Source organism: Streptomyces eurocidicus, from assembly GCF_002891295.1.
In the GTDB taxonomy this organism is placed as follows: Bacteria; Actinomycetota; Actinomycetes; order Streptomycetales; family Streptomycetaceae; genus Streptomyces; species Streptomyces eurocidicus.
Window position 1 is genome coordinate 234,413 of the sequence record NZ_LGUI01000013.1, and the last position, 25,824, is coordinate 260,236.

The following is a 25,824-nucleotide window of genomic DNA, read 5'->3' on the forward strand; positions in this document are numbered from 1 at the left end:
AGGTGGTGCGCCCGGCAAAGGGTCCGGGCTCGTGAGGTGGTGAGGTCCGGGGACCTCAGGTGACCTTGGTCAGGGCCGTGGCCGGTTCCTCGGTCGCCGGGGCCGGGGCCTCGGAGGCTTGGGGGGTGCGGGCGCGGCGCAGGCCGACGCGCACCGGAGCGGTGGAGCGGCTGCCGCGGCCGGCGAGCCGCTTGACGATCAGGTCGCCGGCGAGCTGGACGATGGTGACCAGGACGATCAGCAGGACGACGGTGACGACCATCAGCCGGGTCTCGTACTGCTGGAAGCCGTAGGTGTAGGCGAGGTTGCCGAGACCGCCGCCGCCGACCGCGCCGGCGATCGCGGAGTAGCCGATCAGGGTGATGACGGTGGTGGTGACGGCCGCGACGAGGGCGGGGAGCGCCTGCGGCAGGAGCACCTTGAACACGACGGTCCAGGTGCCGCCGCCCATCGACTGGACGGCCTCGACCAGTCCGTGGTCCACCTCGCGCACCGCGGCCTCCACCAGGCGGGCGAAGAAGGGTATGGAGGCGATGGCGAGCGGGACGACGGCGCCCGAGGGGCCGATGGAGGTGCCGACGAGGAAGCGCGTGAAGGGGATCAGCACCACCATCAGGATGAGGAAGGGGAAGGAGCGGCCGATGTTCACGATCGCGCCGACGACCTTGTTCACCACGACGTTCTGGAGGAGTCCGCCGCGGTCGGTGAGGATCAGCAGGAGGCCCAGCGGTACGCCGACGACGACCGCGTAGAAGGTCGCCCACCACACCATGAACAGGGTGTCGAGCGAGTTGTTGTACAGCAGCGGCTGCATCGTTTCCCAGCTCACTTGGCACCTTCCTTGAGGAGCGCGGCGTCCGCGGGCGCCGGACACGCGACGTCGGCGACGTCGACCTGGAGACCCTGCTCGCGCAGGAAGCCGATGGGTACGACGTTCTCCTCGAAGCGGCCGGGCAGCTCGATGCGCATGCGGCCGATCTGCTTGCCGGCGACGGTGTCCATCGCGGCGCCCAGGATGGAGATGTCGATGTTGTAGGTGCGCGACAGCTGCGAGATGACGGGCTGGGTCGCGGCCTCGCCGTGGAAGGTGACGTCCACGACGGTGCGGTCCGGGCCGGAGGGCTCGCCGCCGACCGGGAAGAGCTCGGCGGCGAGCTCGGAGCCCGGGGTGGCGAGCAGCTCGGAGACGGTGCCGGACTCCACGACGCGGCCGCCCTTCATGAGGGCCGCGGAGTCGCAGATGGTCTTGACGACGTCCATCTCGTGGGTGATGAGGAGGACGGTCAGGCCGAGCTGCTGGTTGAGGTCGCGCAGCAGCTGGAGGATGGAGCGGGTGGTCTCCGGGTCGAGCGCGGACGTCGACTCGTCGGAGAGCAGCACCTTGGGGTCGCCGGCCAGGGCGCGGGCGATGCCCACGCGCTGCTTCTGGCCGCCGGAGAGCTGGGCGGGGTACGCCTTGGCCTTGTCGGCGAGGCCGACGAGGTCCAGGAGTTCGAGCGCCTTGCGCTCGCGCTCCTTGCCGGAGACGCCGAGGATCTCCAGCGGCAGTTCGACGTTGGCCTGCACGGTGCGCGAGGACAGCAGGTTGAAGTGCTGGAAGACCATGCCGATGTGGCTGCGGGCCTTGCGCAGCGCCGCGTTGGCGCGGGTGCCGCGTCCGGCGAGGGCCGTGAGGTCCTGGCCGTTCACGGTGACCGTGCCGGAGCTCGGGCGCTCCAGGAGGTTGACGCAGCGGATGAGGGTCGACTTGCCGGCGCCGCTCTGGCCGACGACGCCGTACACCTCGCCCTCACGCACATGGAGGTCGACGCCGTCGAGGGCGGTGACCTCGCGGCCGCGTGAGCGGTAGACCTTTGTCAGGCCCGTAGTGGTGATCACAGGGGTTTCCGTCACTGTCGAGTGCGCGGCGGTGGGGTGCCGGCACGGGCATGCATTGCGGAACGCGGCATCGGTGGCCCCCGGCGGCGCGTGGCGCGGCTTCTCGGGGTCAGGGGTGACGCGGCGGCGGAGCGACCCGTCCGGTCCGGTGGGGACCGGTGGCGGGGGCTCTACGGGTCTCGCTTCGGGGCGCGAGGCACGGAACGGGGGCCCTCAGCGGTCACACATTCGACACATGCGACGAGCAGCACCGGGCGTCGTCATCGCCTCGGTCGCAAGAGTGCGGGTGCTCGTCGTGGTCATGCGGGAAAGTAAAACAGACTGATGTGCGGCTCGGCCAAGCCTGTCCGAATAGCGGACATACTTGATCACGCTGTGGACAGCGGGCGCCCGGCTCCGCTGCTCTCGACGCACCGTTCCGGCCTGCGGGAACGCGTCCCGGAGGGCGCCGGCCGGCCGCCCGGACCCGGCCTCGCTGTGGCCAAGGCCACGCCCCGCGCGCGCCCGCGCCGGGGCCGCGCGCGGGGCGGGACCCCGGGGCCATTAAAGTCGTCCCATGCTTGTCAAGCCCCATCCGCACGCCCACGCCGCGCGGGGGCCACGGTGATCGACGCGCTGACGCTCGCGGTCGGAGTGACCGCCCTCGCGCTGGCCGCCTGGTGCGGTTTCGCCTTCTCGCGCGACCAGCCGACCAAGGACTGGCACTTCATCGGCATGGCCGTGGTGTCCGTGCTGGCCCTGGTCCAGCTCGTGGTCGGCGTCGTCCGGCTCGGCGGCGGCGACCGGCCCGGCCAGGGCACCGCGATCTTCGTGGCCTATCTGCTGGGCTCGGCGGCGGCCGTCCCGGCCGCCGGCTTTATGTCGCTCGCGGAGCGGACCCGCTGGGGCTCGGCCACCGTGGCGGCGGGCGCCGTCATCCTGGCCGTGCTCGAAGTACGGCTCTACGACATCTGGGGAGGCTGACCGTGTCCGGATCCCGCACGGACGAGAAGCCCGGCTTCGACCTCGGCCAGGGGCCGGGCCGGCTGCTGGTCTGGCTCTACGGTGTGTTCACCGTGGCCGCGGCGTCCCGCTCGATCGTCCAGATGATCATGGACTTCGGCCGGGCCCCGCTGGCGTACGTCCTCTCGGCGGTCGCCGCCGTGGTGTACGCCTTCATCACCTACTCCCTGGTGCGCGGCGGCCCCGCCGCCCGCAAGGCGGCGCTGGTGTGCTGCGCCGCCGAGCTGGCCGGGGTCCTCGTGGTCGGCACCTGGACCCTCGTCGCGCCGTCGGCCTTCCCCGACGCGACGGTCTGGTCCGACTACGGGATGGGGTACCTCTTCATTCCGGTGATCCTGCCGGTGACCGCGATGATGTGGCTGCGGCGGGGTGTCGTGGCCGAGCCCGCCTGACCGGCGCCCGCCTAGACCCGCACCGGCTCCTTCACCGGCACCGCCACCTTCTCCAGCGTCACCACGGACCGCTTCCCCGTGACCCGCTCCACCGCCACCCGCTCGTACCCCCAGCCCCGGTACAGCCGTAGCGTCCGCTCGTTGCGGTGTCCGGTCGCCAGCCGGTAGCGGTCCGCCGACCGCTCCGCGGCCAGCCGCTCCTCTATGGCCGCGAGCAGCCGTCCGCCCAGGCCGTGCCGTTGCAGCCGCGGGTGCACCATCAGCCCGGAGATCACGGCCGTGCCGTCCTCGCCGACCGTGCCGCGCGCCGAGCCGACGACCTCCTCGCCCAGCCGGGCGACGAGCACCAGGCCCTCGGCGAGCTCCGCGCGCAGGGCGGCGAGGCTCTGGGTGAGGGGTTCGAGGGAGTAGTCGCCGTAGAGCTCGGCCTCTTCCTGGAAGCAGAGGTACTGGAGTTTGAGGATCCGCTCGGCGTCGTCCTCGGTCGCCGCAGCGAGGGTCACGCTCATGCCCATGTGCGCACGCCTCCCCTTTTCGGTTCGGTCCGCCCTGACAGGAGCCGGCGCGGGTGCGCGTCGCCTCCGGGCGCCGGTCGTCTACCGCTCCTTTCCCCAACGTCCAGGAGCCGCAACCTCCGCCGTGAGCATTCTGCGCAAGCAACCAAGGCAACGGGAACGCACCGGCCCCAAAGATCCTTGTGACATTCCCAACTCGCCTGCGATTTCCCGGTAGGTCGGGTCGTGGCGGGAAAGCAGCGCACTCAGCAGCCGGGGGCAGCGGCCGGGCAGCCGGCGTACGGCCGCGCGCAGCGCCCGGCCCTCCTCGGCGGCCAGTACCGCGTGCTCGACCCCCGACTCCGGGCCGCCGGAGGGTTCGGAGCGGGTGGGGTCGTACGGCACCTCGCGGCGCGCCCGGCGGCGGGCGGAGCGGGCCTCGGCCCGTACCGCCGCGCGTAACCGGGCGGCGGGCGCGGCCGGGCGGCCGCACTGCGGGCGGCGCTCGCTCAGCACCCGCACCCAGACGGCCTGTTCGAGGTCGGCGGCCTCGACGCCCGCGGCCGGCGCCTCCGCCGCGCATTCGGCGGCCAGCAGCGGCCGGAGCGAGGTCAGAAGATCGTTCGGTGTCATGCGGGTCGGGACGTACACCCCGGCCCGGCCGGTTTCGGCGACACCGGGTTACCACCCCTACGGGTGAGGTGACCCGGTGAGGTGACCGGCGGGATCGCCCGCGGTCACCTCACCCGGCGCCCCGGAGGGTCAGCGCTTGACGAAGTCGGCGCGGGCGAGCGCCGCCGTGTCGCAGTTGTCCGAGAAGATCCCGTCGATACCGGTGGCGAAGTACGTCTTGAACGCGCCGAAGACGTCACCGTAGGCGTTGGGGTCGGTGCCGCGCCGGAAGTCCGCCGGCAGGAAGCTGTTCTCGTTGCGCATGGTGTAGGGGTGCACGATCAGCCCGGCGGCGTGGGAGTCCCGCACCAGCGTGGTGGGCTTGGTGAGCCGGTCGTTCTTGTCCCGGGGGATGATCAGGTTCAGCCACGGGCCGATGCCCTGGGCGAAGCCGGAGATCCACTTCAGGCCCTTGGGCGTGATCAGGTCGGCGACCGTCCGCGGGTCCTTGGCCTCGGTGAAGTCCCAGGGCCGCGTCGTGAGGTCGTCCAGCAGGAGCACCTTGGGGCAGTCGACGCCCAGCCGGTTCAGCCGCTGGAGGCTGCTGGGCTCGAAGGACTGCAGGAAGGTGTGGGAGTTCCGGCCCGAGCGGCCGTAGCGGCGCAGCAGCTTGGCGAGACGCTCCTCCAGGCCGAGGCCCGCCTTGCGGAAGTACGTGGGGTGCTTGGTCTCTATGTGCAGCCAGACCCGGCGGCCGCGCTTGCGGCCCTGCTCGTCGGCCCACTTCAGGACCTCTTCGAAGGTGGGCACCTGCCAGCGGCCGTCATAGAGGGTGTTGTGGCCGCGGGTGCCGGGGATGCGCTCCTTGGCCCGGAGCGTCCGCAGCTCGGCCAGGGTGAAGTCCTCGGTGAACCAGCCGGTGTGGGCCTCGCCGTCGACGGTCTTGGTGGTCTTGCGGGAGGCGAACTCCGGGCGCGAGGCGACATCGGTGGTGCCGGTGATGTCGTTCTCGTGACGGCAGACGAGGTGGCCGTCCTTGGTGGGCACGAGGTCCTGCTCGATGACGTCCGCGCCGTTGTCGAGGGCGAACTGGTAGGAGCCGAGGGTGTGCTCGGGGCGGTAGCCGCTGGCGCCGCGGTGGCCGACGACGGTCGGGACCGGCAGGTCCTTGTACGAGCCCGAGTCACCGTGGCCGCCGTTCCCCTGCCCGCGCTGGGCGGCCGACGCCTGGCCCGCGCCGCCGCCGAGGACGACCGCCCCCGCGCCGAGAGCCGCCGCGGCCCCCAGAAGGCTGCGCCTGCCCGGCCGCTGTCCCTGCTCCATAAAACACTCCTCGTTGTGCGTGTGGTGCCTGTCCGGCACATTCAAGCCGCGCCGATCGTAGACACGTGCGACTTTCCGATGGGAGGACGAAGGTCAAACGGGGTGCAAACTCACGTCAACACTCCGTATCACTGCATAAACCCGGTGTGCGCGCCACCGGTACCGGCGAGTATGGTCTCCCCCTGCGCAGGCATGCGCCGCACGACCACCACGACCGGAGGGCCCGTTGTCCCGCATCTTGCTCAAGGCGATTCTCGGATTGCTCATGCGCGTCCTGTACCGCCCGAAGGTCGAGGGCGCGGAGCACATCCCGGGGACGGGTCCGGTGATCCTGGCCGGCAGCCATGTGACGTTCGTCGACTCGCTGTTCCTCGCGCTGGTCGTCAAGCGTCAGGTGTTCTTCATCGGCAAGGACGAGTACGTCACGGGCAAGGGCCTCAAGGGCCGGCTGATGGCCTGGTTCTTCGGCAGCTCCGGCATGATCCCGGTGGACCGCGACGGCGGCCGCGGCGGTGTCGCGGCGCTGATGACCGGCCGCCGGGTGCTGGACGAGGGCAATGTCTTCGGGATCTACCCCGAGGGCACCCGCTCCCCCGACGGCCGGCTCTACCGCGGCCGGACCGGCATCGCCCGGCTGACGCTGATGACCGGCGCGCCGGTGGTCCCGTTCGCCATGCTCGGGATGGACAAGGTCCAGCCGGGCGGCAAGGGCAAGCTGCGCATCTCCCCGGTGACGGTGCGCTTCGGCGAGCCGCTGGACTTCGCCCGCTACGAGGGCATGGACCGCGACCGCTATGTGCTGCGCGCCGTCACCGACGAGGTGATGAGCGAGGTCATGAGCCTGTCGGGGCAGGAGTACGTGGACATGTACGCCACCAAGGCGCGGGAGACGAAGGCCGCCTGACGGCCCGCCCCTCCCGCACACCGCACTCCCTCCCGGGTTCTCAGGCCCGGCCGACGCACTGGGGCTGGAAGCCCGGGTCGGCCGGGCCTTCGTGCGCCAGGGCGTCGAGCACCCACTGGGCGACGACCGGGTCCTTGGTGGCCTGGTCGTGCATGTAGAGGTCCAGCGGGCACTTGTCCTGGAGCACGATGTTGGTGAGGTGCTCCTTGGGGCCGGTGAGCAGCGCGCTGGTGTACGGGATCACGACCTCGTCGTGGCGGGTGGTGATGACCGTGTAGTCCGGGCCCGCCGGGGTCTCCTCGCCCGCGTTGAGCTTGCGCATCAGCGGCGAGTCCCACTGCTGGTCGACGCAGGACGGGCAGAAGGTCCAGCCGGCCGGGATGGCGAGCGGGTTCTTGGTGCCGTGGTTGGACGGGACGATGCCGACGAGGTCGTCGACCTTGTCCGCGCCGCCGAGGAACTTCACGTAGTAGCGCGGCAGCATGCCGCCCTGGCTGTGGCCGACGAGGTCGACCTTCGCGGCGCCCGTCGCGCCCCGTACGGCCTCGACGAAGTCACTGAGCTCCGCCGCGGCCTGCGGGATCGGAGCGGTCTCCATGTTGCCGTAGTTGAAGGCGAAGACGCAGTAGCCCGCCTCCTTGAGCTTGGGCGAGAGCTTCGCCCAGTTCTCGGCCATCAGCTTGAAGGTGCCGTTGACCAGCACGACGGGCTGCGGGTGCGCCGAGTCGGGCTTGCAGGACCAGTCGTTGGCCCCGCGCGGCGGGATGTCGAGGACCGAGGCGGAGGCGGGGGCCGCGAAGCCGGTGAGGCCCAGGGCGGCGGTGGCCGCGGCGGCGAGCAGGAACCTGACGGTCTTGCGCATACGCATGTGGGGGATTCCTTTGAACGCGGACTTCGTCGTCCGACCCGTGTTCGACAATGTCGACCAGTGGTCGAGATCGTTGCGCGCACATAAGGATCACGTCAAGGGAATACGTTTCCGGCGTATGTCACACGGGCCGGGGCTTGCCGCCCCGGCCCGTGATGAGATTTGCTGCTCGTTTGAGCTTTGACTTGCTCAGTGCTCGGCGGTGCTCGTCAGTGCCCGTCAGCGCTCGTCAATGCTCGGCGGCACCCTCTTCGAGCTTCTGGCCGCGCAGCAGGAACCAGGCCGCGACGGCCGTGCCCAGCAGCACCAGCGCACCGGCCCCGGCCGCGATCCGCAGACCCTCGACGAAGGCGTCCTGCGCCGAGGTGAGCAGCGCCCGGCCCGTCTCGCCCGGCAGCCCGGCAGCCGCCTCGACCGCCCCGCCGAGGGAGTCGTGGGCCTCCGCGGCGGCCTTCGCGGGCACCCCGGCGGGGGTGCCGAAGTCGCGGTAGACACCGGTGACGATCGAGCCCAGGAGCGCGATGCCGAGTGCCGCGCCGAGCTCGTACGCCGTCTCCGAGACCGCCGAGGCGGAGCCCGCCTGCTCCTTGGGCACGCTGGAGAGGATCACATCGGCGGTGACGGTGAAGGAGAAGCCCGCGCCGACCCCGACGAGCAGCAGGGCCGCGCCGAGGACCGGGTAGGCGGTGTCCGCGTGGAGGAGGACGAGCACCGCGAGCGCGACGCCGATCGCCCCCAGCCCGCCGGCCACCACCGACCGCACCGACCAGCGGCGCGCCGCCTGCCCGGCGAGCAGACCCGCCGTCACGGCGCCGACGGCGGCGGGCAGCTCGGCGAGGCCCGCCTCCAGCGGGTCGCGGCCCTGGACCAGCTGGAGGAACTGGGACAGGAAGAAGACCAGCCCGGACAGGCCGAGCACGGTCAGCAGGTCGGCCAGCACCGCCCCGGAGAAGCCCCGGTGGTGGAAGAGCCGCATGTCCAGCAGCGGCTTGGGCAGCGTGAGCTGGCGCCGTACGAACCAGGTCAGGGCCAGCACGCCGAGCACGCCCGCCAGCAGGAAGTGCCAGCGGAAGCCGTAGGCGGCGGCCTCCTTGATGGCGTAGACGATCGCCACGATGCCGACCATCGACAGCAGCACGCTGGGCACGTCCCAGGGGCCGGGCGCGGGGTCGCGGGACTCGGGCAGCAGCTTGATGCCCACGAGCACGAGGACGGCCATCACCGGCAGGTTGATCAGGAAGACCGATCCCCACCAGAAGTTCTGCAGCAGGACGCCGCCCACGACCGGGCCGACGGCCGCGCCGGCGGAGGCCATGGCGCCCCAGATGCCGATGGCGAGGCTGCGCTCCTTGGGGTCGTGGAAGAGGTTGCGGATGAGCGCGAGGGTGGACGGCATCAGGGTCGCGCCCGCCACGCCGAGCAGGGCCCGGGCGGCGATCATCATCTCGGGGCTGGTGGCGTAGGCGTTGAGCACGGACACCGCGCCGAACGCGACCGCGCCGCAGAGCAGGAGCTTCTTGCGGCCGATCCGGTCGCCCAGGCTGCCCATGGAGACCAGGAGGCCGGCGATGACGAAGGAGTAGACGTCGCCGATCCACAGCAGCTGGGTGCCGGAGGGGCGCAGGTCCTCGCTGAGGAAGGGCGTGGCGAGGCCGAGGACGGTCGCGTCGACGGCGACGAGGAGGACGGCCAGGACGAGGACGGCGAGGGCGAGCCAGCGCCCGGGGCGGGGTGTCTCGGCGGGGGCCGCCACGGGCCGCGGGCCGCCGGTGGTTCCGGTCACCGTTTCATCCTCCGCTCGGCGTCGGTCCTTCGCCCGGCGCCGCCGAGCAGCAGCTCGGCGACCATCCGGGGCATGTCCTTGGCGGCCACGCGCCGGTCCTGGACGGCCCAGGCCCCGGTGCCGATCAGGCCGTAGAGGGCCTCGGTGAGCCATGCGGGGGTGAGGTCGAGCCGGAAGGCCCCCTCCTCCTGCCCCCGGCGGAAGAGCTCATGGACGCGGGCGTCGAGGCGGTTCCAGCCCTCGTTGGCGCCGTTCTCGTAGAGCTGGTTCTCGGTGAAGAGGAAGGCGAGCATGCCGGCGACGGGCTCGGCCTCGTCGATCAGGCGGCGCACCGCGCCGGCCGCGTCGCCCTCCTCGATCCGGGCGGCGTCCAGGGCCTCCCCGAACTTCCGGATGCCCAGGTCCTCCAGGGCGCGGACCAGCGCGTCACGGCCCGCGAAGTGGCGGTGGAGGGTGGCGCGACCGATCCCGGCGGCCTTGGCGATCTCGTCCATGGAGGCCGTCGCTCTACGGGTGAGCAGGGCGGCGGCCTCCCTCAGCACATGGTCTCGGTCAACACTCATGAGACGACGATAACCCGAATGAGACTTTGATGTCTCATCCGGGCTGTCGACGTCTCATTCGGATGGGGGCTCTCCCGGCCGGGACGGTGCTGTCGCCCCGGCGCCCCGGGGGGCCGTGCGGAGGCCCCGGCGGTCCACCGGCCGGGGTCAGCCGCGCCCGGCGTCCGCCCACTCCCGCTGGACCGCCAGGTCGGCCTTGACCTCGCCCAGCTGGACCGTGACCGCCGAGGGCGCCGTACCGCCCCGGCCGTTGCGGGAGGCGAGCGAGCCCGGTACGTCGAGGACGCCCCGGACCTCGGGCGTCAGATGCGGCGAGATGGCCGCGAACTGCTCGTCCGTGAGCTGGTCGAGCTCGATGCCGCGCGCCTCGCACTCCTTGACGCACTCCCCCGCGACCTCGTGCGCCACACGGAACGGCACGCCCTGCCTGACCAGCCATTCCGCGATGTCCGTGGCGAGCGAGAAACCGGCGGGGGCCAGTTCCTCCATCCGGGCGCGGTTGACCGTGAGGGTCGCCATCATCCCGGTGAAGGCGGGCAGCAGGATCTCCAGCTGGTCGCAGGAGTCGAAGACCGGCTCCTTGTCCTCCTGGAGGTCCCGGTTGTAGGCGAGCGGCAGCGCCTTGAGGGTGGCCAGCAGGCCCGTCAGATTGCCGATCAGCCGCCCGGACTTGCCCCGTGCCAGCTCGGCGATGTCCGGGTTCTTCTTCTGCGGCATGATCGAGGAGCCGGTGGAGAAGGCGTCGTGGAGGGTGACGAAGGAGAACTCCTTCGTGTTCCAGATGATGACCTCCTCGGCGATCCGGGAGAGGTCGACGCCGATCATCGCCGTGATGAAGGCGAACTCGGCGACGAAGTCCCGGGAGGCCGTCCCGTCGATGGAATTGCCCACCGAACCGCGCTCGAACCCCAGGTCGGCGGCGACCGCCTCCGGGTCCAGGCCGAGGGAGGAACCGGCGAGGGCCCCGGAGCCGTAGGGCGAGACGGCCGTGCGGTCGTCCCACTGCCGCAGCCGCTCCGCGTCCCGGCCGAGCGCCTGGACATGGGCGAGGACGTGGTGGGCGAAGAGCACCGGCTGGGCGTGCTGGAGGTGCGTACGGCCCGGCATGGCCACGTCCGCGTGCGCCTCGGCCAGCCCGACCAGGGCCTCCTGGAGCTCGGCGAGCAGCCCGCCGATGATCCGGGCGTGGTCCCGCAGGTACATCCGGAAGAGCGTGGCGACCTGGTCGTTGCGGGACCGGCCGGCGCGCAGCTTGCCGCCGAGGTCGGGGCCGAGCCGCTCCAGCAGCCCGCGCTCCAGGGCGGTGTGGACGTCCTCGTCGGCGACGGTGCCGGTGAAGGCACCGGACGCGACGTCGGCCTCCAGCAGCCCGAGGCCGTCCGTCATGCGCCGGAGCTCGTCCGCGGTGAGCAGCCCGGCCTTGTGCAGGACGCGGGCGTGGGCGCGGGAACCGGCGATGTCGTACGGGGCGAGCCGCCAGTCGAAGTGGACGGAGGCGGAGAGCCTGGCCAGCGCCTCGGCGGGGCCGTCGGCGAAACGGCCGCCCCAGAGCCGGACGTCGTCGGTGGTGCCGTTGCTCACTTGCGTGCTCCTCGTGGGTGGTGGGGGCGGCCGGCAGCCGTGGGCGGGGTGCCGCCGCGCCCGCCCGGCCGTGCGGGCGGCCCGGGCGGGTGCGGTGGCGGCTGAGCGGGCTCGGCGAAGTCCGGTGCGGTTCGGCAGCGCCCGAAGGGGCGCGGGGAACTGCGCGACCGGCCACGACGCACCCGAAGACGGTGCACCGGACTTTGCGCGGAGCGCTCAGGCCGGTCAGGCCAGGTCGCGCTTGGCGGCGATCTTCGAGGACAGGCCGAAGATCTCGATGAACCCCTTCGACATGGACTGGTCGAAGGTGTCGCCGGTGTCGTAGGTGGCGAGGTTGAAGTCGTAGAGCGACTTCTCGGACTTCCGGCCCGTGACGACGGCCCGGCCGCCGTGCAGCGTCATCCGGATGTCGCCGGTGACGTGCTCGTTGGCCTCGGCGATAAAGCCGTCCAGCGCCCGCTTGAGCGGGGAGAACCACAGGCCGTCGTAGACCAGCTCGGTCCACCGCTGCTCGACCTGCCGCTTGTAGCGGGCCAGCTCGCGCTCGACGGTGACGGCTTCCAGCTCCTGGTGGGCGGTGATCAGCGCGATCGCGCCGGGCGCCTCGTAGATCTCCCGGGACTTGATGCCGACCAGCCGGTCCTCGACCATGTCCAGCCGGCCGACGCCCTGGGCCCCGGCCCGGTCGTTGAGCTGCTGGATGGCCTGGAGCACCGTGACGGACTCGCCGTCGATGGCGACCGGGACGCCCTGCTCGAAGGTGATGACGACCTCGTCGGCCTCCCGGGGGGTGGCCGGGTTCGCGGTGTAGTCGTAGACGTCCTCGATCGGGGCGTTCCAGATGTCCTCCAGGAAGCCCGTCTCCACGGCCCGCCCGAAGACGTTCTGGTCGATGGAGTACGGGGACTTCTTGGTGGTCGCGATCGGCAGGCTCTTGGCCTCGCAGAAGGCGATGGCCTTGTCCCGGGTCATGGCGTAGTCCCGGACCGGGGCGATGCAGGTGAGCTCCGGGGCGAGGGAGGAGATACCCGCCTCGAACCGGACCTGGTCGTTGCCCTTGCCGGTGCAGCCGTGGGCGACCGTGGTGGCGCCGTGCTTCCTGGCGGCGGCGACCAGGTGCTTGACGATCGTCGGCCGCGAGAGGGCCGAGACCAGGGGGTAACGGTCCATGTAGAGGGCGTTGGCCTTGATCGCCGGGAGGCAGTACTCCTCGGCGAACTCGTCCTTGGCGTCGGCGACCTCCGCCTCCACCGCACCGCAGGCGAGCGCGCGCTTGCGGATGACGTCCAGGTCCTCGCCGCCCTGGCCGACATCCACGGCGACGGCGATGACCTCGGCGCCCGTCTCCTCGGCGATCCAGCCGATGGCGACGGAGGTGTCCAGGCCGCCTGAGTAGGCGAGTACGACGCGCTCGGTCACGGGTTTCTCCTTACGGTGCATACGCTGATGGGCATAAGTATGCACTCCACCGTATGTTTCGTCAATGAGGTGACGGAGAGGTTCCGTGACGGGCGCGGGAGCCGCGCACCGGCGGCGGAGGAGGGGCGGACGGGGCCCGGCGGCACCGGGGAGGAGCCGACCGGGGCACGGATTTGGATCACGGCGCCAAACAGGTTATTTTCTTCTTGCACGCCCGACCGGGGAAACCCGGAAGGAAGCGGGCACCGGGACGTGGCGCAGCTTGGTAGCGCACTTGACTGGGGGTCAAGGGGTCGTGGGTTCAAATCCCGCCGTCCCGACCAGCGTTTTCGCAGGTCGGAGGCCGTTTTCGCAGAGATGCGAGAACGGCCTTCCGTGTTTTCGGGCAGCACGCGCGGCCGGTGCTCGCCACGCGCGGGCGCCGGGCCGGCGCCCCGCTCAGCCCGCGGCGTCCAGGTCCTCGTCCAGCCAGCCGGCCTTCGCCGCGTTGACCCCGGCCTGGAAGCGGCTCGCGGCGTGCAGGCTGGCCGCCAGCTCGGCGACCTTGCGGCGCACGGTCCGCTCGTGCATGCCGAGGTGCCGGGAGATCGTCTGATCGGTGAGCCCGCTGGCGAGCATCCGCAGCAGGGCGAGCTGCCGCTTGTCGCGCGGCCTCCCGGCGGGGCTGACGGCGGGGGCGGCCGCGCCCGCCGCCGACCGCTCGCTCTCCTCCGGCACGGGCTCGCCGCTCCCCCGCCGTCCGGCCGCCTTCTGCCCCTGGAACACCACGGAGGCCGAGTGGTTCCAGTAGTGGTCGAAGACGGGCCGGAGGACCTCGTTGACCAGGGGGCTGTGGGCCACGACCATCCGCGGGCCGGCGGCGTCGTCCTCCGTCAGCCGGCTCGGGGGCGCGTAGAACATCGCCATGGAGTCGTCGACGAGCGCGAAGCTGATGGGCAGCGTCGGGGAGATACGGGCCTCCGCGCCGGCCGCCGCGAGGTCGCGGAGTTTCGCCGCCGGCTGGGGCAGCGTGGCCGTGGAGGAGCGGACGACGACGCGGACCGCGACGCCGCGCCGCAGCAGGGAATGGCAGACCGGCGCCAGGGCCTCGGTGTAGAGGTGGCCCGAGCCCTGCAGCAGCACCTCGGAGTGGGCGCCCAGCAGCTCCCTTTCGAGCGTCGCCAGAATCTCCGACTGCTTCTCCAGGACCTTCAGCCGGTTGTCCTCCAGCTGCCGCATGTAGATCGTCTTGAACTGGGTGAGCACATCGGTCATGACCACGCCGGTCCGGGTCATGTCCTCGTAAAAATCGAGCATTCGGCTCCGCGCGGTGTCCAGGAGATTGCCCGCGGCGGCCTGCGGGGGTAATGCCAACCAGCCGCTCGGTGTCTCGGGACTCCGCGAGAACAGACCGATCTCCTCAAGATTTCCGGCGGTTTTCCATAGCGTCGCCTTCGTCCATTTAAACCTCTTGAGAGCGGTCTCCGGATGCCAGGAAATGTCCTCCAGGGCGAGTTCGTAGAGGGCCCGGGCACGCTGCCGGTCTCCGCATTGATCCCCGGCCGAACCGTTTTTTTCAGTCATGAAGAGAGGTCCCCAATCCAATCTCCAGGGATCGATTGATCAACAAGTTAGATGATCGCCACCTGGAAGGCAAGGGATAATTGTGGGCCAAAGCCGACCCACCCATTGCTCTGCATTTCTCGAAAAAATATGAGAGAGCCGCCATATCCGATGTCGGATAAATGTATCGGTTTGATACGTCTGCGGTGTTTGACCAATACGCACAGCGACCGCCACCGGGCGCGCACTTCACCGATGAATAGCCCGGCATTCATTCGGGGGCGCCGCACGGATGCGGCCGGGCAATATTCCCCGGCCCCTGGAAGTACCTGCCGGAGCCTTGCTCCGGCGCTCAATGCACACCCGCAACCTATCACCACTCCGGCCCTTTCCTTTCGCCCGGCCCCGCACCTCCGCTACCGGACATAGCCGGATCAGGCCACCGTGCGGAGATCTCCCCGAGCTGCGCCTGGTCCATGATGAGGGCCATGCCGCAACCGAAATAAACGAGGCACCTGATTCATCGGCGGACCCGAGGGGACGTAATTCATGGAACGAGTTCTCGTCATCGGACACGGAATGGCCGGCGCCCGGCTCGCGAGCGAACTCTCCCGAAGGGATCCGGAACTTTCCGTCACCATTCTCGGGGAAGAACCCCAGGAGCCTTACAACCGCATTCTGCTGACGGATGTGCTCGCCGGTACGACGGACGAGAGCGAGCTGGGCCTCGCCGACGAACGGAACGCCGCGGAGATTCGTCCCGCGGTGCGCGCCCTGCGTATCGACCGGGAACGCGCGACGGTGTCCGCCGACGACGGCCGGACCTATGGTTACGACGTGCTGGTGCTGGCGACCGGAAGCACTCCGAGGCTGCCCCCGGTGAAGGGACTGATTTCGGACGACGGGGTCCTGGCCCCGGGAATCGCGGTGTTCCACACGCTGGACGACTGCCGGCGCATTCTGCGGCTCGCCCGGGACTGCTCCCGCGCCGTGGTGCTGGGCGGCGGGCTGCTCGGCCTGGAGACCGCCCGCGCCCTCGCCCTGCGCGGCGTGGAGGTCGAGGTGCTGCACGCCGTGGACACCGTCATGGAGCGCCATCTGGACGCCGAGGCGTCGTCGATGCTGATCGAGCGGCTGGCCCGGCTGGGCGTGGCCGTGCGGACGGGCTGCGCCGTGACCAGGACCGTGGGCACCGGGCGGCTGACCGGGGTGCAGCTCGACGACGGCGAGGCCGTCCCCTGCGACCTCCTGGTCGTGTCGTGCGGCGCCAAGCCCGAGACCGCCGTGGCCGAGGCCGCCGGGCTGCCGGTCGGCAGGGGCGTGCTCGTCGACGAGCGGATGCGGACGGCGGACCCGGCCGTCTACGCCATCGGCGACTGCGCCGAGCGCGGCGGCGCGCTGCACGGGCTGGTCGCGGAGGCGTGGGAGCACGCCCGGGTGGCGGCGGACGCGATCGCCGGGCCTCTCGACGAAACCCCGGCCGTGGCCCCGGCGGCGACCACCCGGCTCAAGGCCGACGGGGTCGAGCTGACGGTGGTGGGCGAGTCCAACGTGCCCGCCGGGCCGGCGGGCGAGGGCCCGGAGGTCCTCACGTTCACGGACCGCGACGGCGGTGCGTACCGGCGGGTCGCGCTGCGAGACGGCCGGATCGTGGGCGCGGTGCTGCTGGGGGGCGCGGAGGCCGAGGCCGACCGGATCGTCGAGCTGTTCGCCGCCGGGTCCGTCGTCCCGGAGGCCGAACGGCCCGCCCTGGTCCGGCCCGGCGACCGGGAGCCCGGGCAGGCGGCCGGTCCCGACCCCGACGCCACGGTCTGCTACTGCAACAACGTGCCGCGGAAGAAGATCCTGGAGGCATGGTCGCAGGGGGCGGTGACGGTGGGCGCGGTGGCGCGGCGGACCAAGGCGTCCACGGGGTGCGGGATCTGCCGGAGCAAGGTGAAGGCGCTGATCGAGTCGGCGGGGGCCCCGTAACCGGGGCCGGAAGCCGACCGTGGGCGAACAGGGAGATCAAGCCCGTCCGGGTCAGGTCGGCGTCGGCGTCGGCGTCGGCGGGGCGCGTAGCCGGGCCGGAAGCCGACCGTCGACGCGCGGCAGATCCAGCCCGTCCGGCGTTTGAGGACACCGCGCGCAGCGCGGACGGGGGGCCGGGGGGAGACCCCCGGTCTCGGGAAGGGGCGGGTAGGGGAAAAACCCCTGCCCACCCCGGCCCGCGGCTAAATACCGCTCGCCACAAGCCCGTTCTCGGCTAGCCTCGCGCACTCGTCAGGCCGGCGCCGCCCCCCGGCGCCCCACCGCACCTCGTGGGAGCACATCCGTATGAGCACGCACAGCGCCAACCGCCTCGTCACCGTCGTACCGGACGTCGCACCGGATCCGGTACCGGCGCCCGCCGCCCCGCCCGGCGGGCACCGCCCCGGCCCCCTGCGCCGCCTCGGCCAGTCCGCCAAGCTCGCCGACGTCTGCTACGACATCCGCGGCCCGGTGCTCCAGGAGGCGATGCGGCTGGAGCGGGCGGGCAGGCGGATCCTGAAGCTGAACACCGGGAACCCCGCGGCCTTCGGCTTCGAGGCGCCGCCCGAGATCGTGCGGGACATCCAGGAGGCCCTGGCCTCCGCGCACGGCTACGGAGACGCGCAGGGCCTGCCCGCCGCCCGGCGCGCCGTGGTGCAGCACTACGAGACCAGGGGCGTCGGCGGGCTGGACATCGAGGACGTCTATCTGGGCAACGGGGTCTCCGAGCTCATCCAGATGTCCATGCAGGCGCTGCTGGACGACGGCGACGAGGTGCTCGTCCCGGCGCCCGACTACCCCTTGTGGACCGCCTCCGTCAGCCTGTCGGGCGGGCGCCCGGTGCACTACCGCTGCGACGAGGGCGCCGACTGGTTCCCCGATCTCGCGGACATCGAGGCCAAGGTGACCGACCGCACCAAGGCGATCGTGCTGATCAACCCGAACAACCCCACCGGCGCGGTCTACGACGAGGAGCTGCTGCGCGGGATCGTCGCCGTCGCGGCCCGGCACCAACTGGTGCTCTGCGCCGACGAGATCTACGACAAGATCCTCTACGACGGCGCCACCCACGTACCGCTCGCGAGCCTCGCGCCCGACCTGCTGTGCCTGACGTTCAACGGGCTGTCGAAGGCGTACCGGGTGTGCGGCTACCGGGCCGGCTGGATGGCGGTCAGCGGTCCCAAGGCCCATGCCCAGGAGTACCTGGAGGGCCTGACCATCCTGGCCAACATGCGGCTGTGCCCCAACATGCCCGCGCAGCACGCCATCGCCACGGCGCTGGGTGGCCGGCAGTCGATCGAGGACCTGGTGCTGCCCGGCGGCCGGCTCCTCGCGCAGCGCGACGCGGCCTGGCAGGCCCTCGGCGACATCCCGGGCGTCAGCTGCGTCAAACCCAAGGGCGCGCTCTACGCGTTCCCCCGGCTGGACCGGTCGGTGCACCGGATCGACGACGACCGGCGGTTCGTGCTCGACCTGCTCCGGCAGGAACAGATCCTGGTGGTGCAGGGGACGGGCTTCAACCTCCCGACACCGGACCACTTCCGCCTGGTCACGCTGCCCGGTGCCGAGGAGCTGACGGACGCGGTGGCACGGATCGGCTCGTTCCTGGCCACCTACCGGCAGAACTGACGGCGCCGGGGGCCGGACCGGCCGGAAGCCGCCGCCGAAACCAGACCACCTCCCCCGTATTGGCTAGGGTTCCGGCCGGTCCGACCTGCCTACCGTGGTCCGCGGGAACCCCGCCGGCATACACCCCCGGTGCCGGCGGGGCCCCGCCGTGGGAGGGGCGCTCCGCCCGGGGAGGTGGCCCGTCGCGGAGCGCCGACCATGGCTCTGGCCGACACCGGGCACGCCCTGATCATGGCCCCGGCCCGGCCCCCGCCGGTGCGGGCTTCCCTCCCATGATGGGTGCGCGGGGCGATCACCCGGGCTGAGGGCAAGCCCTGCGAGAGCGATAGGAAGATGCATGCAACCCGTCACCACATCCAAGTCCAGTAACGGCATGGGGCTCGTGCTCGCGGGACTGGGGGTGCTGGCCTTCTCGCTGACGTTCCCGGCGACGCAGAAGGCCCTGCCCTCGTTCAACGCGTGGACCATCGGCATCGGACGGGCCGTCATCGCGGCCGCCATCGCGGGCGTCTGTCTCCTGGTCAAGGGGGTCAAGCTGCCCGAGCGCCGGCACATGACGTCGCTGATCCTCGTCGGCGTGGGCGTCGTGGCGGGCTACCCCATCTTCACGGCGCTGGCCCTGGAGCACGTCACCTCGGCGCACGCCGCGGTCGTGACCGGGCTGCTGCCGCTGGCCACCGCCGCGTGCGGCCGGCTGCTGGGCAACGAGCGGCCGAGCGCGCTGTTCTGGTGGGCCTCGGCCGCCGGCGCGGCCGTCATCGTGGCCTTCTCGCTGCGGCACGGGATCGGCGGCTTCGGCCTCGCGGACCTCTTCCTGATCGGTTCGCTCGTCACCGGCGGCCTCGGCTACGCGGAGGGCGGGAAGCTGTCGAAGTCCATGCCGGGCTGGCAGGTGATCTCCTGGGGCCTGGTGCTGTCGCTGCCGCTCACCCTGCCGATCACCGTGGTGTCCGTGGTGGCGTCGCCGCCGCACGACATCGGCGCGCAGTCGCTGGCGGGCCTCGGCTATGTGTCGCTCTTCTCGATGTTCCTGGGCTTCTGCGCCTGGTACCCGGGGCTGGCCCGGGTCGGGGTCACCCGGGGCAGCCAGATGCAGCTCCTGCAGCCGCTGATGACGGTGGGCTGGGCCGCGTGGCTGCTGGGCGAGTCGATCGACTCGTGGACGCTCGGCGCCGCGGTGCTCGTGCTCGTGTGCGTGGGCCTGGCGCAGTGGGCCCGGCTGTCCGCGCCCGCCGTCGCCCTCCCCGCGCCGCCCGAGCGGGCGCCGGTGCGCGCCGAGCGCACCTGACCCCGTACCCGTTCCCGTTCCTCCCGCGGGCCCTGCCGCAGCCCTGCCGCAGGGCCCGCCCCCGTCCGGCCCTCAGCCCGTGTCACCACCCGTCGAACGCCGCCGCGAACCGCCGTGCCACCCATGCCGTCGACAGTAGGGGGATGATCCATGCCTGCGATCTTCGATGATCTGGACAGCCTGCTTCCGGACCTGGAGTACCTGTACAAGGACCTGCACGCCCATCCCGAACTCGCCTTCCAGGAGAAGCGCACGGCCTCCGTCGTCGCCGGCCGGCTGACGGGGCAGGGCTGGGAGGTGACGACCGGGGTCGGCGGCACCGGGGTCGTGGGCGTGCTGCGCAACGGCGACGGGCCGGTGGTGATGCTCCGCGCGGACATGGACGCCCTCCCGGTGCGGGAGGAGACCGGCCTGCCGTACGCCAGCCGGGTCACGGCCCTCGACGACCAGGGCGTACGGGTCCCGGTGATGCACGCCTGCGGGCACGACGTGCACGTCACCTGTCTGCTGGGTGCCTGCGCGCTGTTCGCGGCCCGGCGCGAGGAGTGGCGGGGCACGGTCGTCGCCGTCTTCCAGCCCGCCGAGGAGAGCGGCCTGGGCGCCCGCGCCATGGTGGCCGACGGGCTGTTCGAGCGGTTCCCGAAGCCCGAGGTGGTGCTGGGCCAGCACGTCGGTCCGGGCCCGGCCGGGCTGCTCGCCAAGGTGCCGGGCCTCGCCATGGGCGCCACCGACAACCTCAGCGTGCGGCTCTTCGGGCGCGGCGGGCACGGGTCCAAGCCCGAGTCGGCCGTGGACCCGGTCCTCATGGCCGCCAACCTGGTGACCCGGCTGCAGACCATCGTCTCCCGGGAGACCGCCGCGCAGGACTCCGTGGTCGTCACCGTGGGATCGCTGCACGCGGGCACCGCGGCCGCGGTCATCCCCGCCGAGGCGGAACTCGGCATCAACGTCCGCACGTTCTCGCCCGCGGCCCGGGAGAAGGTCATGGCCGCGATCGAGCGGTTCGCGAAGGCCGAGTCGCTCGCGGCGGGCGCACCGCGCGAACCCGAGATCGTCTCGCGCTGCGAGCTGCCCGCCACGGTGAACGAGCCGGCCGCCACGGAGCGGGTGGCCGCCGCGCACGGCGCGCTCTTCGGCCCCGGCACGGTCGTCGAGCTGGGCCCGAACACCGCGAGCGAGGACTTCGGGGTGCTCGGCACGGAGGCCGGGGTGCCGTCGGTGCTGTGGTTCTTCGGCGGGAACGACCCCAAGGAGTTCGAGGCCGCGTTCCTCGCCGACCGGCTGGCCGAGGACATCCCGCAGAACCACTCCCCGCAGTACGCCCCGGTCGTCCAGCCGACCCTCTCCGTGGGGGTGCGGGCCATGACCGCCGCGGCGCTGGCCTACCTCGCGCCCCGGGAGCCCGGTGTCCGCGCCTGACCGGGCGGTGGCGGGGCCGGGCGCGGGAGCGGCCCCGCGCCCGGCCCGCCGCGCCCGCTCCGGCGGGCGGCGGACCGCCGGCCCTGCGCTACGCCGTGGGGGCCTTCGCCACCGGCACCTTCGGCACCGTGCCGGGCCTGCTGCTCCTCTACTACCTCACGGACACCCTGGCGGTGCCGGCCGCGGTGGCCTCGGTCGTGGTCTTCCTGCCCAAGGCGTGGGACGTCTTCCTCAACCCGTGGGTGGGGCGCCGCTCCGACCGCACGCGCGGGCGCTTCGGCCCCCGGCTGCCGTGGATGGCGGGCGGCGGCGTCGCGCTGTCGGCCGGCTTCGTCCTGATGTTCGCCGCGCCGACGCCCAAGGGCCTGCCGTCGGCGGTCTGGGTCGGGGTGGCCTTCTTCTGCTGCGCCTCCGCCTACGCGGCGTTCCAGGTGCCGTACACGGCGGTGCTCGCCGAGCTCGCGGACGACCCGGCGGTCCGGACCCGGCTCGCGACGTGGCGCACCGTCTGCTACGGCACGGCGATCCTGCTGGCCGGCGGGGCGGCCCCGCTGCTGGTGCACGCGGCGGGCAGCGAGCGCGTGGGCTACGCCCTGATGGGCGGGGTCCTGGGGCTGGTGCTGCTGACCGGGACGCTCGCGGCCGCGTCCAACGCGCCGCGCGGCACGGGTGCCCGGGCCCGGCCGACGTCGATGACGTTCCGTCAGCAGGCGGCCGTGGCACGGGCCTCCCGGCCCTTCCGGCGGCTCCTCGGCGTCCACCTCGCGCAGACGCTCGCGACCGGGATCATGCTCGGGTCCGCGCAGTACTTCGCCACGTACCGGCTGCACGACGCCAAGGCGACGACGGCGCTGTTCGGCTGTCTGATCCTCCCGCTGCTGCTGACGGCGCCGGTCTGGCACGTGGCCGGGCGGCGGCTGGGCCCCGGGCGCGGTCTGCTGGCCTCGATCTGCCTGTTCGTCGCGGGCTCCTCGCTGCTCCTGGCCTCCCCGGTGGTGCCGAGGCTCCTGGTCTACGGCTGCGTCGCCGTGTGCGGGGTCGGGTACGCGGGGATGCAGACCTTCGCCGTGGCCATGCTGAGCGACGTCATCGCCGAGGACGCGCGGGAGCAGGGCGAGGGGCACAGCCGCGGGGGCGCGTTCACCGGGCTGTGGACCGCCGCGGAGGTGATCGGCGCCGGTGCGGGGCCCGCCCTGTTCTCCGGGCTGCTGGCGGTCACCGGCTTTGTGTCGTCGAGCGCGGCGCACCGGGCGACGCAGCCGGGGGCCGCCCTGACCGCCATCCTGCTGGGGGTGTCGCTGCTGCCGGCGCTGGTCCTGGTGCCGGCCGTGGTGTGCGCCGCGCGGCTGGCGCGCGACCGCGGGGCCCGGCCCGGCCGCTGAGCCGGCTCGTCGCCCCGGTGGGCCCCGTGGTCACGGCCCGGTGGTCACGCCCCGGGGCCCACCGGGGCGAGGAGCGACGAGAGCTTGGACCGCGCGTCCACCGGCGGGCGGGGCGCGGCCGGGCGCCGGGCGTCGGGGGTCCCCACGTACAGCCAGCCGAGCGACTGTTCGGTGTCGGCGAGGCCGAGCACGCCCCGCACCGGCGGGGCGTCCGTGAGGGCCCCGGTCCGCCAGACGGAGCCCCAGCCGCGCTCGTGCAGCAGCAGGATCAGCGTCTGGACCGCGCACACGGTGGCCGCCAGCTGTTCCCAGCGGGGGACCTTGGGGTGGTCCCGGGGGCAGAGCACCACGGTGATCAGCAGGGGCGCCCGCAGGGGTTTGGCGGCCGTACGCTCACGGTCGGCGGGTTCGCCGCCGGCCGCCTCGGCCATCGCCTCGCCCAGCAGGCGCCGCTCGTCGCCCCGGAGGACGACCAGCCGCCAGGGCGAGAGCCGCCCGTGGTCGGGCGCGGTCATCGCCAGCTCGACGAGCTCCGCCAGCTCACGGTCGTCCGGCCCGGGGCCGGTCAGGCGGGTGGCGCTGCGCCGGGCGAGCACGGTCTGTTCGACGTTCATCTTCCCCTGCACCTTCTCCACCCGGTTTTCCACCAGGGCGCTCGGTAATTCCTGCGCCCATGGTGGAGGGCGGAAATGGCACCGGGACAGGGACGCGCGGCGCCCCTTAGCGGTCATGACCGGATCCGACCACACGGGAGGGGCGGATGCGGCGCCGGGGGCGCCGGAAAAACGTCACAGGAAGTAGCGCTGTGCCGCGCGTACTCCTTCGGCGAGGGCCTTCACGTCGTCCTGCGAATTGTAGAGATAGAAGCTGGCGCGGGCCGTCGCCGGAATGCCGTAGCGGTCGCAGATGGGCCGTGCGCAATGGTGGCCGACGCGGACCGCGACGCCCCGGTCGTCCAGGACCTGGCCGACGTCGTGCGGGTGGATGCCGTCGACGGTGAAGGCGAGCGTGGCGCCCCGGTCCCGGGTCGTCCGGGGGCCGACGACGGTCACGCCGTCGATGTCGCCGAGCGCTTCCAGGGCGAGCCGGGTGAGGGCGTTCTCGTGCGCCTCGACGTGCTCCATGCCGAGCGCCTCGAGGTAGCGGACGGCGGCGGCGAGGCCGACCGCCTGGGGGGCCATGGGCACGCCGGCCTCGAACCGCTGCGGCGGCGCGAGGAAGGTGGTGCGGTCCATGCGGACCTCTTCGATCATGGAGCCGCCGGTGAGGAAGGGCGGCATCCGCTCCAGCAGCTCCCGGCGTCCCCACAGCACGCCGATGCCGTTGGGGCCCAGCATCTTGTGGGCGGAGAAGGCGAAGAAGTCGGCGCCCAGCTCGGCCACGTCGATCGGCTGGTGGGCCACCGACTGGGCGCCGTCGACCAGCACCACGGCGCCCACGGCGTGGGCCCGGTCGGCGATCGCCCGGACGGGGTTGACGGTTCCGAGCACGTTGGACTGGTGGGTCACGGCGACGAGCCTGGTGCGCTCGCCGATGAGCTCGTCGAAGGTGGTGGCGTCGAGGCGGCCGTCGTCGGTGAGGGGCACCCAGCGCAGGGTGGCGCCGGTCCGCGCGGCCAGCTGCTGCCAGGGCACGAGGTTGGCGTGGTGCTCCATCTCGGTCACCAGGATCTCGTCGCCGGGGCCGACGCGGAGATCGGCGTACTCCTCCCCCGCCCGGCCCGCGTTGCTCATCGCGTAGGCGACGAGGTTGATCGACTCGGTGGCGCTGCGGGTGAAGACGATCTCGTCGGCCCGGGCCCCGACGAATCCGGCGACGGTCTCGCGGGCCGATTCGTAGCCCTCCGTCGCCTCTTCGGCCAGCTGGTGCGCGCCGCGGTGCGCGGCGGCGTTGTGGTGGAGGTAGAAGTCCCGCTCCGCGTCGAGCACCTGAAGGGGCTTCTGCGAGGTGGCCGCGGAATCCAGATAGACGAGCCGTGCGTCGTCCCGGATGCGCCTGCCCAGGATGGGGAAGTCCTTCTTGATGACTTCGGGGTCGAATGCCGCATTGTCCAGGCTTGCCGTCACCGAGAATCGTCTCCCTTGGCGCTTGATACCGCTGACATATCGCCGACACATTTCCTTCGGCGGGCCTTTTCCCAACCATCGTAGGGGGAAGCGGCATTGGGCCGTCCGGGGGTTGCCCCCGGGGCCGCCCGGAACAGGCCACAGCCTGTTCCGGGCGGCTCCGTGTCCCGTACCGTGGGCCGCGGTTCAGACCACCCAGTGCGGGCGCTCGACCGAGGATTCCAGGGGCATGCCCTCGTCGAGCGAGGCGGCGAGCCGGCGGACCGCCTCGTCCAGGGTGTCGGCGGGCAGGGTGTAAGGGATGCGCAGGCGGTGCTCGAAGGTCCCCGGGTCGGCGCCGAAGCGGGCGCCGCTCTCGATGCGCACGCCGTGGCCGAGGGCCCGGTCGGCCAGGGCGGAGGCCACGGGCCGCCCCAGGTCGACCCAGAGCGAGAGCCCGCCGGCCGGCAGCCGCCAGTCCCACTGCGGGGCGTGCCGGCCGAGCGCCCCGGCGAGCGCGTCCCGCTGGGCGCGCACCTGGGCGATGCGGGTGTCGAGCCAGTCCCCGGTGGACTCCATCAGGGCGACGGCGAGGAGCTGGTCCAGGACGGAGCCGGCCATGTCCACGGTCACCCGCAGCCCGGCGAGTTCGTTGATCAGCCGGGGCGCGGCCCGCAGCCAGCCGATGCGCATGCCGCCCCAGAGGGTCTTGCTCAGGGAGCCGATCGTGATCACGTGGTCGCCCTCGCCGGGCGCCGCGTGCGAGGCGAAGGGCGCGGGGACGGGGACGTCCAGGGCGATGTCGGCGAGGGTCTCGTCGATCACCAGCCAGGTGCCGGACTTCCGGGTGGCGCGGACGATCCGGGCGCGCTGGGCGAGGGGCATGAGGCAGCCGACGGGGTTCTGGAAGTCGGGGATGAGATAGGCCAGCCGGGGTACCACCTGGCGCAGGGTGGACTCCATGATCTCCAGGTCCCAGCCGCTCTCGGTGACGGGCACCGGGGCCATCCGCAGCCGGGCCCGCCGGACCGCCTCCAGGGCGTTGGGGTAGGAGGGGTTCTCGACCATGACCCGGTCGCCGGGGCCGCAGAGCAGCCCGATCGTCAGCATCAGGGCCTGCTGGGCGCCGGAGGTGATGATGATCTGCTCGGGGCGGGTCGGCAGCCCCCGCCGGGTGTAGCGATGGGCGACGGCGGCGCGTAATTCGATGAGCCCGAAGGGGTTGTAACCGGCCGTCTGCGCCCGCTCCGTCAGCCGGGGGGCGACCTTGGCCAGGGCGTCGGAGAGCACCTCCTCGGGCAGCGCCAGGGCCGCGGCCGTGAGGTTGATGAAGGCGTCCGGGGCGGGCAGGAGCCGGCTGACGCCCGCGGTCTCGCCGCCGTCGGGCACCGCCGTCCAGGTGCCGGACCCCCGGCGGCTGAGGGCGTAACCGCTCTCGCGCAGCAGGTCGTAGGCGGCCGTGACGGTGGCCCGGCTCATCCTCAGCGTCGGGGCGAGCTCCCGCTCGGCGGGCAGCTTCACATGGAGGGCGATCCGGCCGTCGAGGATCAGGGCGCGGATGGCCGCGGCGAGATGGCGGTAGACGGGCCGGGCCATCGTCACGTCAGAGAGCAGTGCGCCCAGCCTCCGGGCCCCGATCGACCTGCCTCCGGACTGCGGAGTGTACGTGTCAGGCATACCACTACCTCTG

22 protein-coding genes and 1 tRNA gene are annotated in these 25,824 nt (G+C 72.3%); 9 read left to right on the forward strand and 14 right to left on the reverse strand.

Going from position 1 to position 25,824, the window contains the following annotated elements:
• Positions 1–55: 55 nt before the first annotated feature.
• Positions 56–829 (reverse strand): methionine ABC transporter permease, encoded by a 774-nt coding sequence (locus AF335_RS31775; protein WP_102921873.1) that lies wholly within the window; start codon positions 827–829, stop codon positions 56–58.
• Positions 826–1,878 (reverse strand): methionine ABC transporter ATP-binding protein, encoded by a 1,053-nt coding sequence (locus tag AF335_RS31780; RefSeq protein ID WP_244927216.1) that lies wholly within the window; start codon positions 1,876–1,878, stop codon positions 826–828. The genes AF335_RS31775 and AF335_RS31780 overlap by 4 nt, the downstream gene beginning before the upstream one ends.
• 603 nt (positions 1,879–2,481) lie before the next feature.
• Here AF335_RS31780 and AF335_RS31785 point away from each other — a divergent pair.
• Together AF335_RS31785 and AF335_RS31790 are read left to right on the forward strand one after the other, a co-directional pair.
• Positions 2,482–2,841 (forward strand): hypothetical protein, encoded by a 360-nt coding sequence (locus AF335_RS31785; protein ID WP_102921875.1) that lies wholly within the window; start codon positions 2,482–2,484, stop codon positions 2,839–2,841.
• Positions 2,842–2,843: 2 nt separating this feature from the next.
• Positions 2,844–3,272: a hypothetical protein gene (locus AF335_RS31790; RefSeq protein WP_244927217.1), complete on the forward strand. Its 429-nt coding sequence runs from the start codon at positions 2,844–2,846 to the stop codon at positions 3,270–3,272.
• 11 nt (positions 3,273–3,283) lie between these two features.
• On the opposite strand, the gene AF335_RS31795 is transcribed toward AF335_RS31790, so the two are convergent.
• The 3 genes from AF335_RS31795 to AF335_RS31805 all read right to left on the reverse strand — a co-directional run bounded on the left by AF335_RS31795 (position 3,284) and on the right by AF335_RS31805 (position 5,701).
• Positions 3,284–3,787: a GNAT family N-acetyltransferase gene (locus tag AF335_RS31795; RefSeq protein WP_102921876.1), complete on the reverse strand. Its 504-nt coding sequence runs from the start codon at positions 3,785–3,787 to the stop codon at positions 3,284–3,286.
• A gap of 81 nt (positions 3,788–3,868) precedes the next feature.
• The gene (locus AF335_RS31800; protein WP_102921938.1) at positions 3,869–4,399 is read right to left on the reverse strand and encodes a sigma-70 RNA polymerase sigma factor region 4 domain-containing protein; all 531 of its coding nucleotides are present in this window, start codon (positions 4,397–4,399) and stop codon (positions 3,869–3,871) included.
• Positions 4,400–4,528: 129 nt separating this feature from the next.
• Positions 4,529–5,701 (reverse strand): glycerophosphodiester phosphodiesterase, encoded by a 1,173-nt coding sequence (locus AF335_RS31805; RefSeq protein WP_102921877.1) that lies wholly within the window; start codon positions 5,699–5,701, stop codon positions 4,529–4,531.
• Positions 5,702–5,927: 226 nt separating this feature from the next.
• On the opposite strand from AF335_RS31805, the gene AF335_RS31810 reads away from it, so the two are divergent.
• Positions 5,928–6,605: a lysophospholipid acyltransferase family protein gene (locus tag AF335_RS31810; RefSeq protein ID WP_102921878.1), complete on the forward strand. Its 678-nt coding sequence runs from the start codon at positions 5,928–5,930 to the stop codon at positions 6,603–6,605.
• A 40-nt stretch (positions 6,606–6,645) separates the two neighbouring features.
• Here the strand turns inward: AF335_RS31810 and AF335_RS31815 are convergent, their stop codons facing one another.
• The 5 genes from AF335_RS31815 to AF335_RS31835 all read right to left on the reverse strand — a co-directional run bounded on the left by AF335_RS31815 (position 6,646) and on the right by AF335_RS31835 (position 12,819).
• Positions 6,646–7,473 carry an alpha/beta fold hydrolase gene (locus tag AF335_RS31815; RefSeq protein ID WP_102921879.1) on the reverse strand — a complete coding sequence of 276 codons (828 nt, stop codon included), beginning with the start codon at positions 7,471–7,473 and terminating at the stop codon, positions 6,646–6,648.
• A gap of 229 nt (positions 7,474–7,702) precedes the next feature.
• Complete coding sequence (locus AF335_RS31820; protein ID WP_244927218.1) at positions 7,703–9,256, reverse strand: MFS transporter; 1,554 nt, start codon at positions 9,254–9,256, stop codon at positions 7,703–7,705.
• On the reverse strand, positions 9,253–9,819 hold the full coding sequence (locus tag AF335_RS31825; protein WP_102921880.1) for a TetR/AcrR family transcriptional regulator: 567 nt from the start codon (positions 9,817–9,819) through the stop codon (positions 9,253–9,255). The genes AF335_RS31820 and AF335_RS31825 overlap by 4 nt, the downstream gene beginning before the upstream one ends.
• 147 nt (positions 9,820–9,966) lie before the next feature.
• The gene (argH, locus tag AF335_RS31830; RefSeq protein ID WP_102921881.1) at positions 9,967–11,400 is read right to left on the reverse strand and encodes an argininosuccinate lyase; all 1,434 of its coding nucleotides are present in this window, start codon (positions 11,398–11,400) and stop codon (positions 9,967–9,969) included.
• A gap of 225 nt (positions 11,401–11,625) precedes the next feature.
• Positions 11,626–12,819: an argininosuccinate synthase gene (locus tag AF335_RS31835; RefSeq protein WP_102921882.1), complete on the reverse strand. Its 1,194-nt coding sequence runs from the start codon at positions 12,817–12,819 to the stop codon at positions 11,626–11,628.
• A 246-nt stretch (positions 12,820–13,065) separates the two neighbouring features.
• On the opposite strand from AF335_RS31835, the gene AF335_RS31840 reads away from it, so the two are divergent.
• Positions 13,066–13,142, forward strand: a tRNA-Pro gene (locus tag AF335_RS31840).
• A gap of 115 nt (positions 13,143–13,257) precedes the next feature.
• On the opposite strand, the gene AF335_RS31845 is transcribed toward AF335_RS31840, so the two are convergent.
• A complete protein-coding gene (locus tag AF335_RS31845) occupies positions 13,258–14,115 on the reverse strand; it encodes a helix-turn-helix transcriptional regulator (protein ID WP_102921883.1) in 858 nt (285 codons plus the stop codon).
• 795 nt (positions 14,116–14,910) lie between these two features.
• Between AF335_RS31845 and AF335_RS31850 the strand changes: the two genes are divergently transcribed.
• The 5 genes from AF335_RS31850 to AF335_RS31870 all read left to right on the forward strand — a co-directional run bounded on the left by AF335_RS31850 (position 14,911) and on the right by AF335_RS31870 (position 22,089).
• On the forward strand, positions 14,911–16,332 hold the full coding sequence (locus AF335_RS31850; RefSeq protein WP_102921884.1) for an FAD-dependent oxidoreductase: 1,422 nt from the start codon (positions 14,911–14,913) through the stop codon (positions 16,330–16,332).
• Between the two features lie 345 nt (positions 16,333–16,677).
• Positions 16,678–18,000: a pyridoxal phosphate-dependent aminotransferase gene (locus AF335_RS31855; RefSeq protein ID WP_102921885.1), complete on the forward strand. Its 1,323-nt coding sequence runs from the start codon at positions 16,678–16,680 to the stop codon at positions 17,998–18,000.
• Positions 18,001–18,337: 337 nt separating this feature from the next.
• Entirely contained in the window at positions 18,338–19,288 is a 951-nt protein-coding gene (locus tag AF335_RS31860) for a DMT family transporter (protein WP_228773414.1), read from the forward strand.
• Between the two features lie 150 nt (positions 19,289–19,438).
• Entirely contained in the window at positions 19,439–20,707 is a 1,269-nt protein-coding gene (locus tag AF335_RS31865) for an amidohydrolase (protein ID WP_102921886.1), read from the forward strand.
• Positions 20,708–20,802: 95 nt separating this feature from the next.
• Entirely contained in the window at positions 20,803–22,089 is a 1,287-nt protein-coding gene (locus AF335_RS31870; RefSeq protein WP_170127851.1) for an MFS transporter, read from the forward strand.
• A 44-nt stretch (positions 22,090–22,133) separates the two neighbouring features.
• Here the strand turns inward: AF335_RS31870 and AF335_RS31875 are convergent, their stop codons facing one another.
• The 3 genes from AF335_RS31875 to yczR all read right to left on the reverse strand — a co-directional run bounded on the left by AF335_RS31875 (position 22,134) and on the right by yczR (position 25,811).
• Positions 22,134–22,703 (reverse strand): nitroreductase family protein, encoded by a 570-nt coding sequence (locus tag AF335_RS31875; protein WP_102921941.1) that lies wholly within the window; start codon positions 22,701–22,703, stop codon positions 22,134–22,136.
• Positions 22,704–22,877: 174 nt separating this feature from the next.
• On the reverse strand, positions 22,878–24,155 hold the full coding sequence (locus AF335_RS31880) for a cysteine desulfurase (RefSeq protein WP_244927219.1): 1,278 nt from the start codon (positions 24,153–24,155) through the stop codon (positions 22,878–22,880).
• Positions 24,156–24,341: 186 nt separating this feature from the next.
• On the reverse strand, positions 24,342–25,811 hold the full coding sequence (yczR, locus tag AF335_RS31885) for a MocR-like transcription factor YczR (RefSeq protein ID WP_102921889.1): 1,470 nt from the start codon (positions 25,809–25,811) through the stop codon (positions 24,342–24,344).
• Positions 25,812–25,824: the final 13 nt, after the last annotated feature.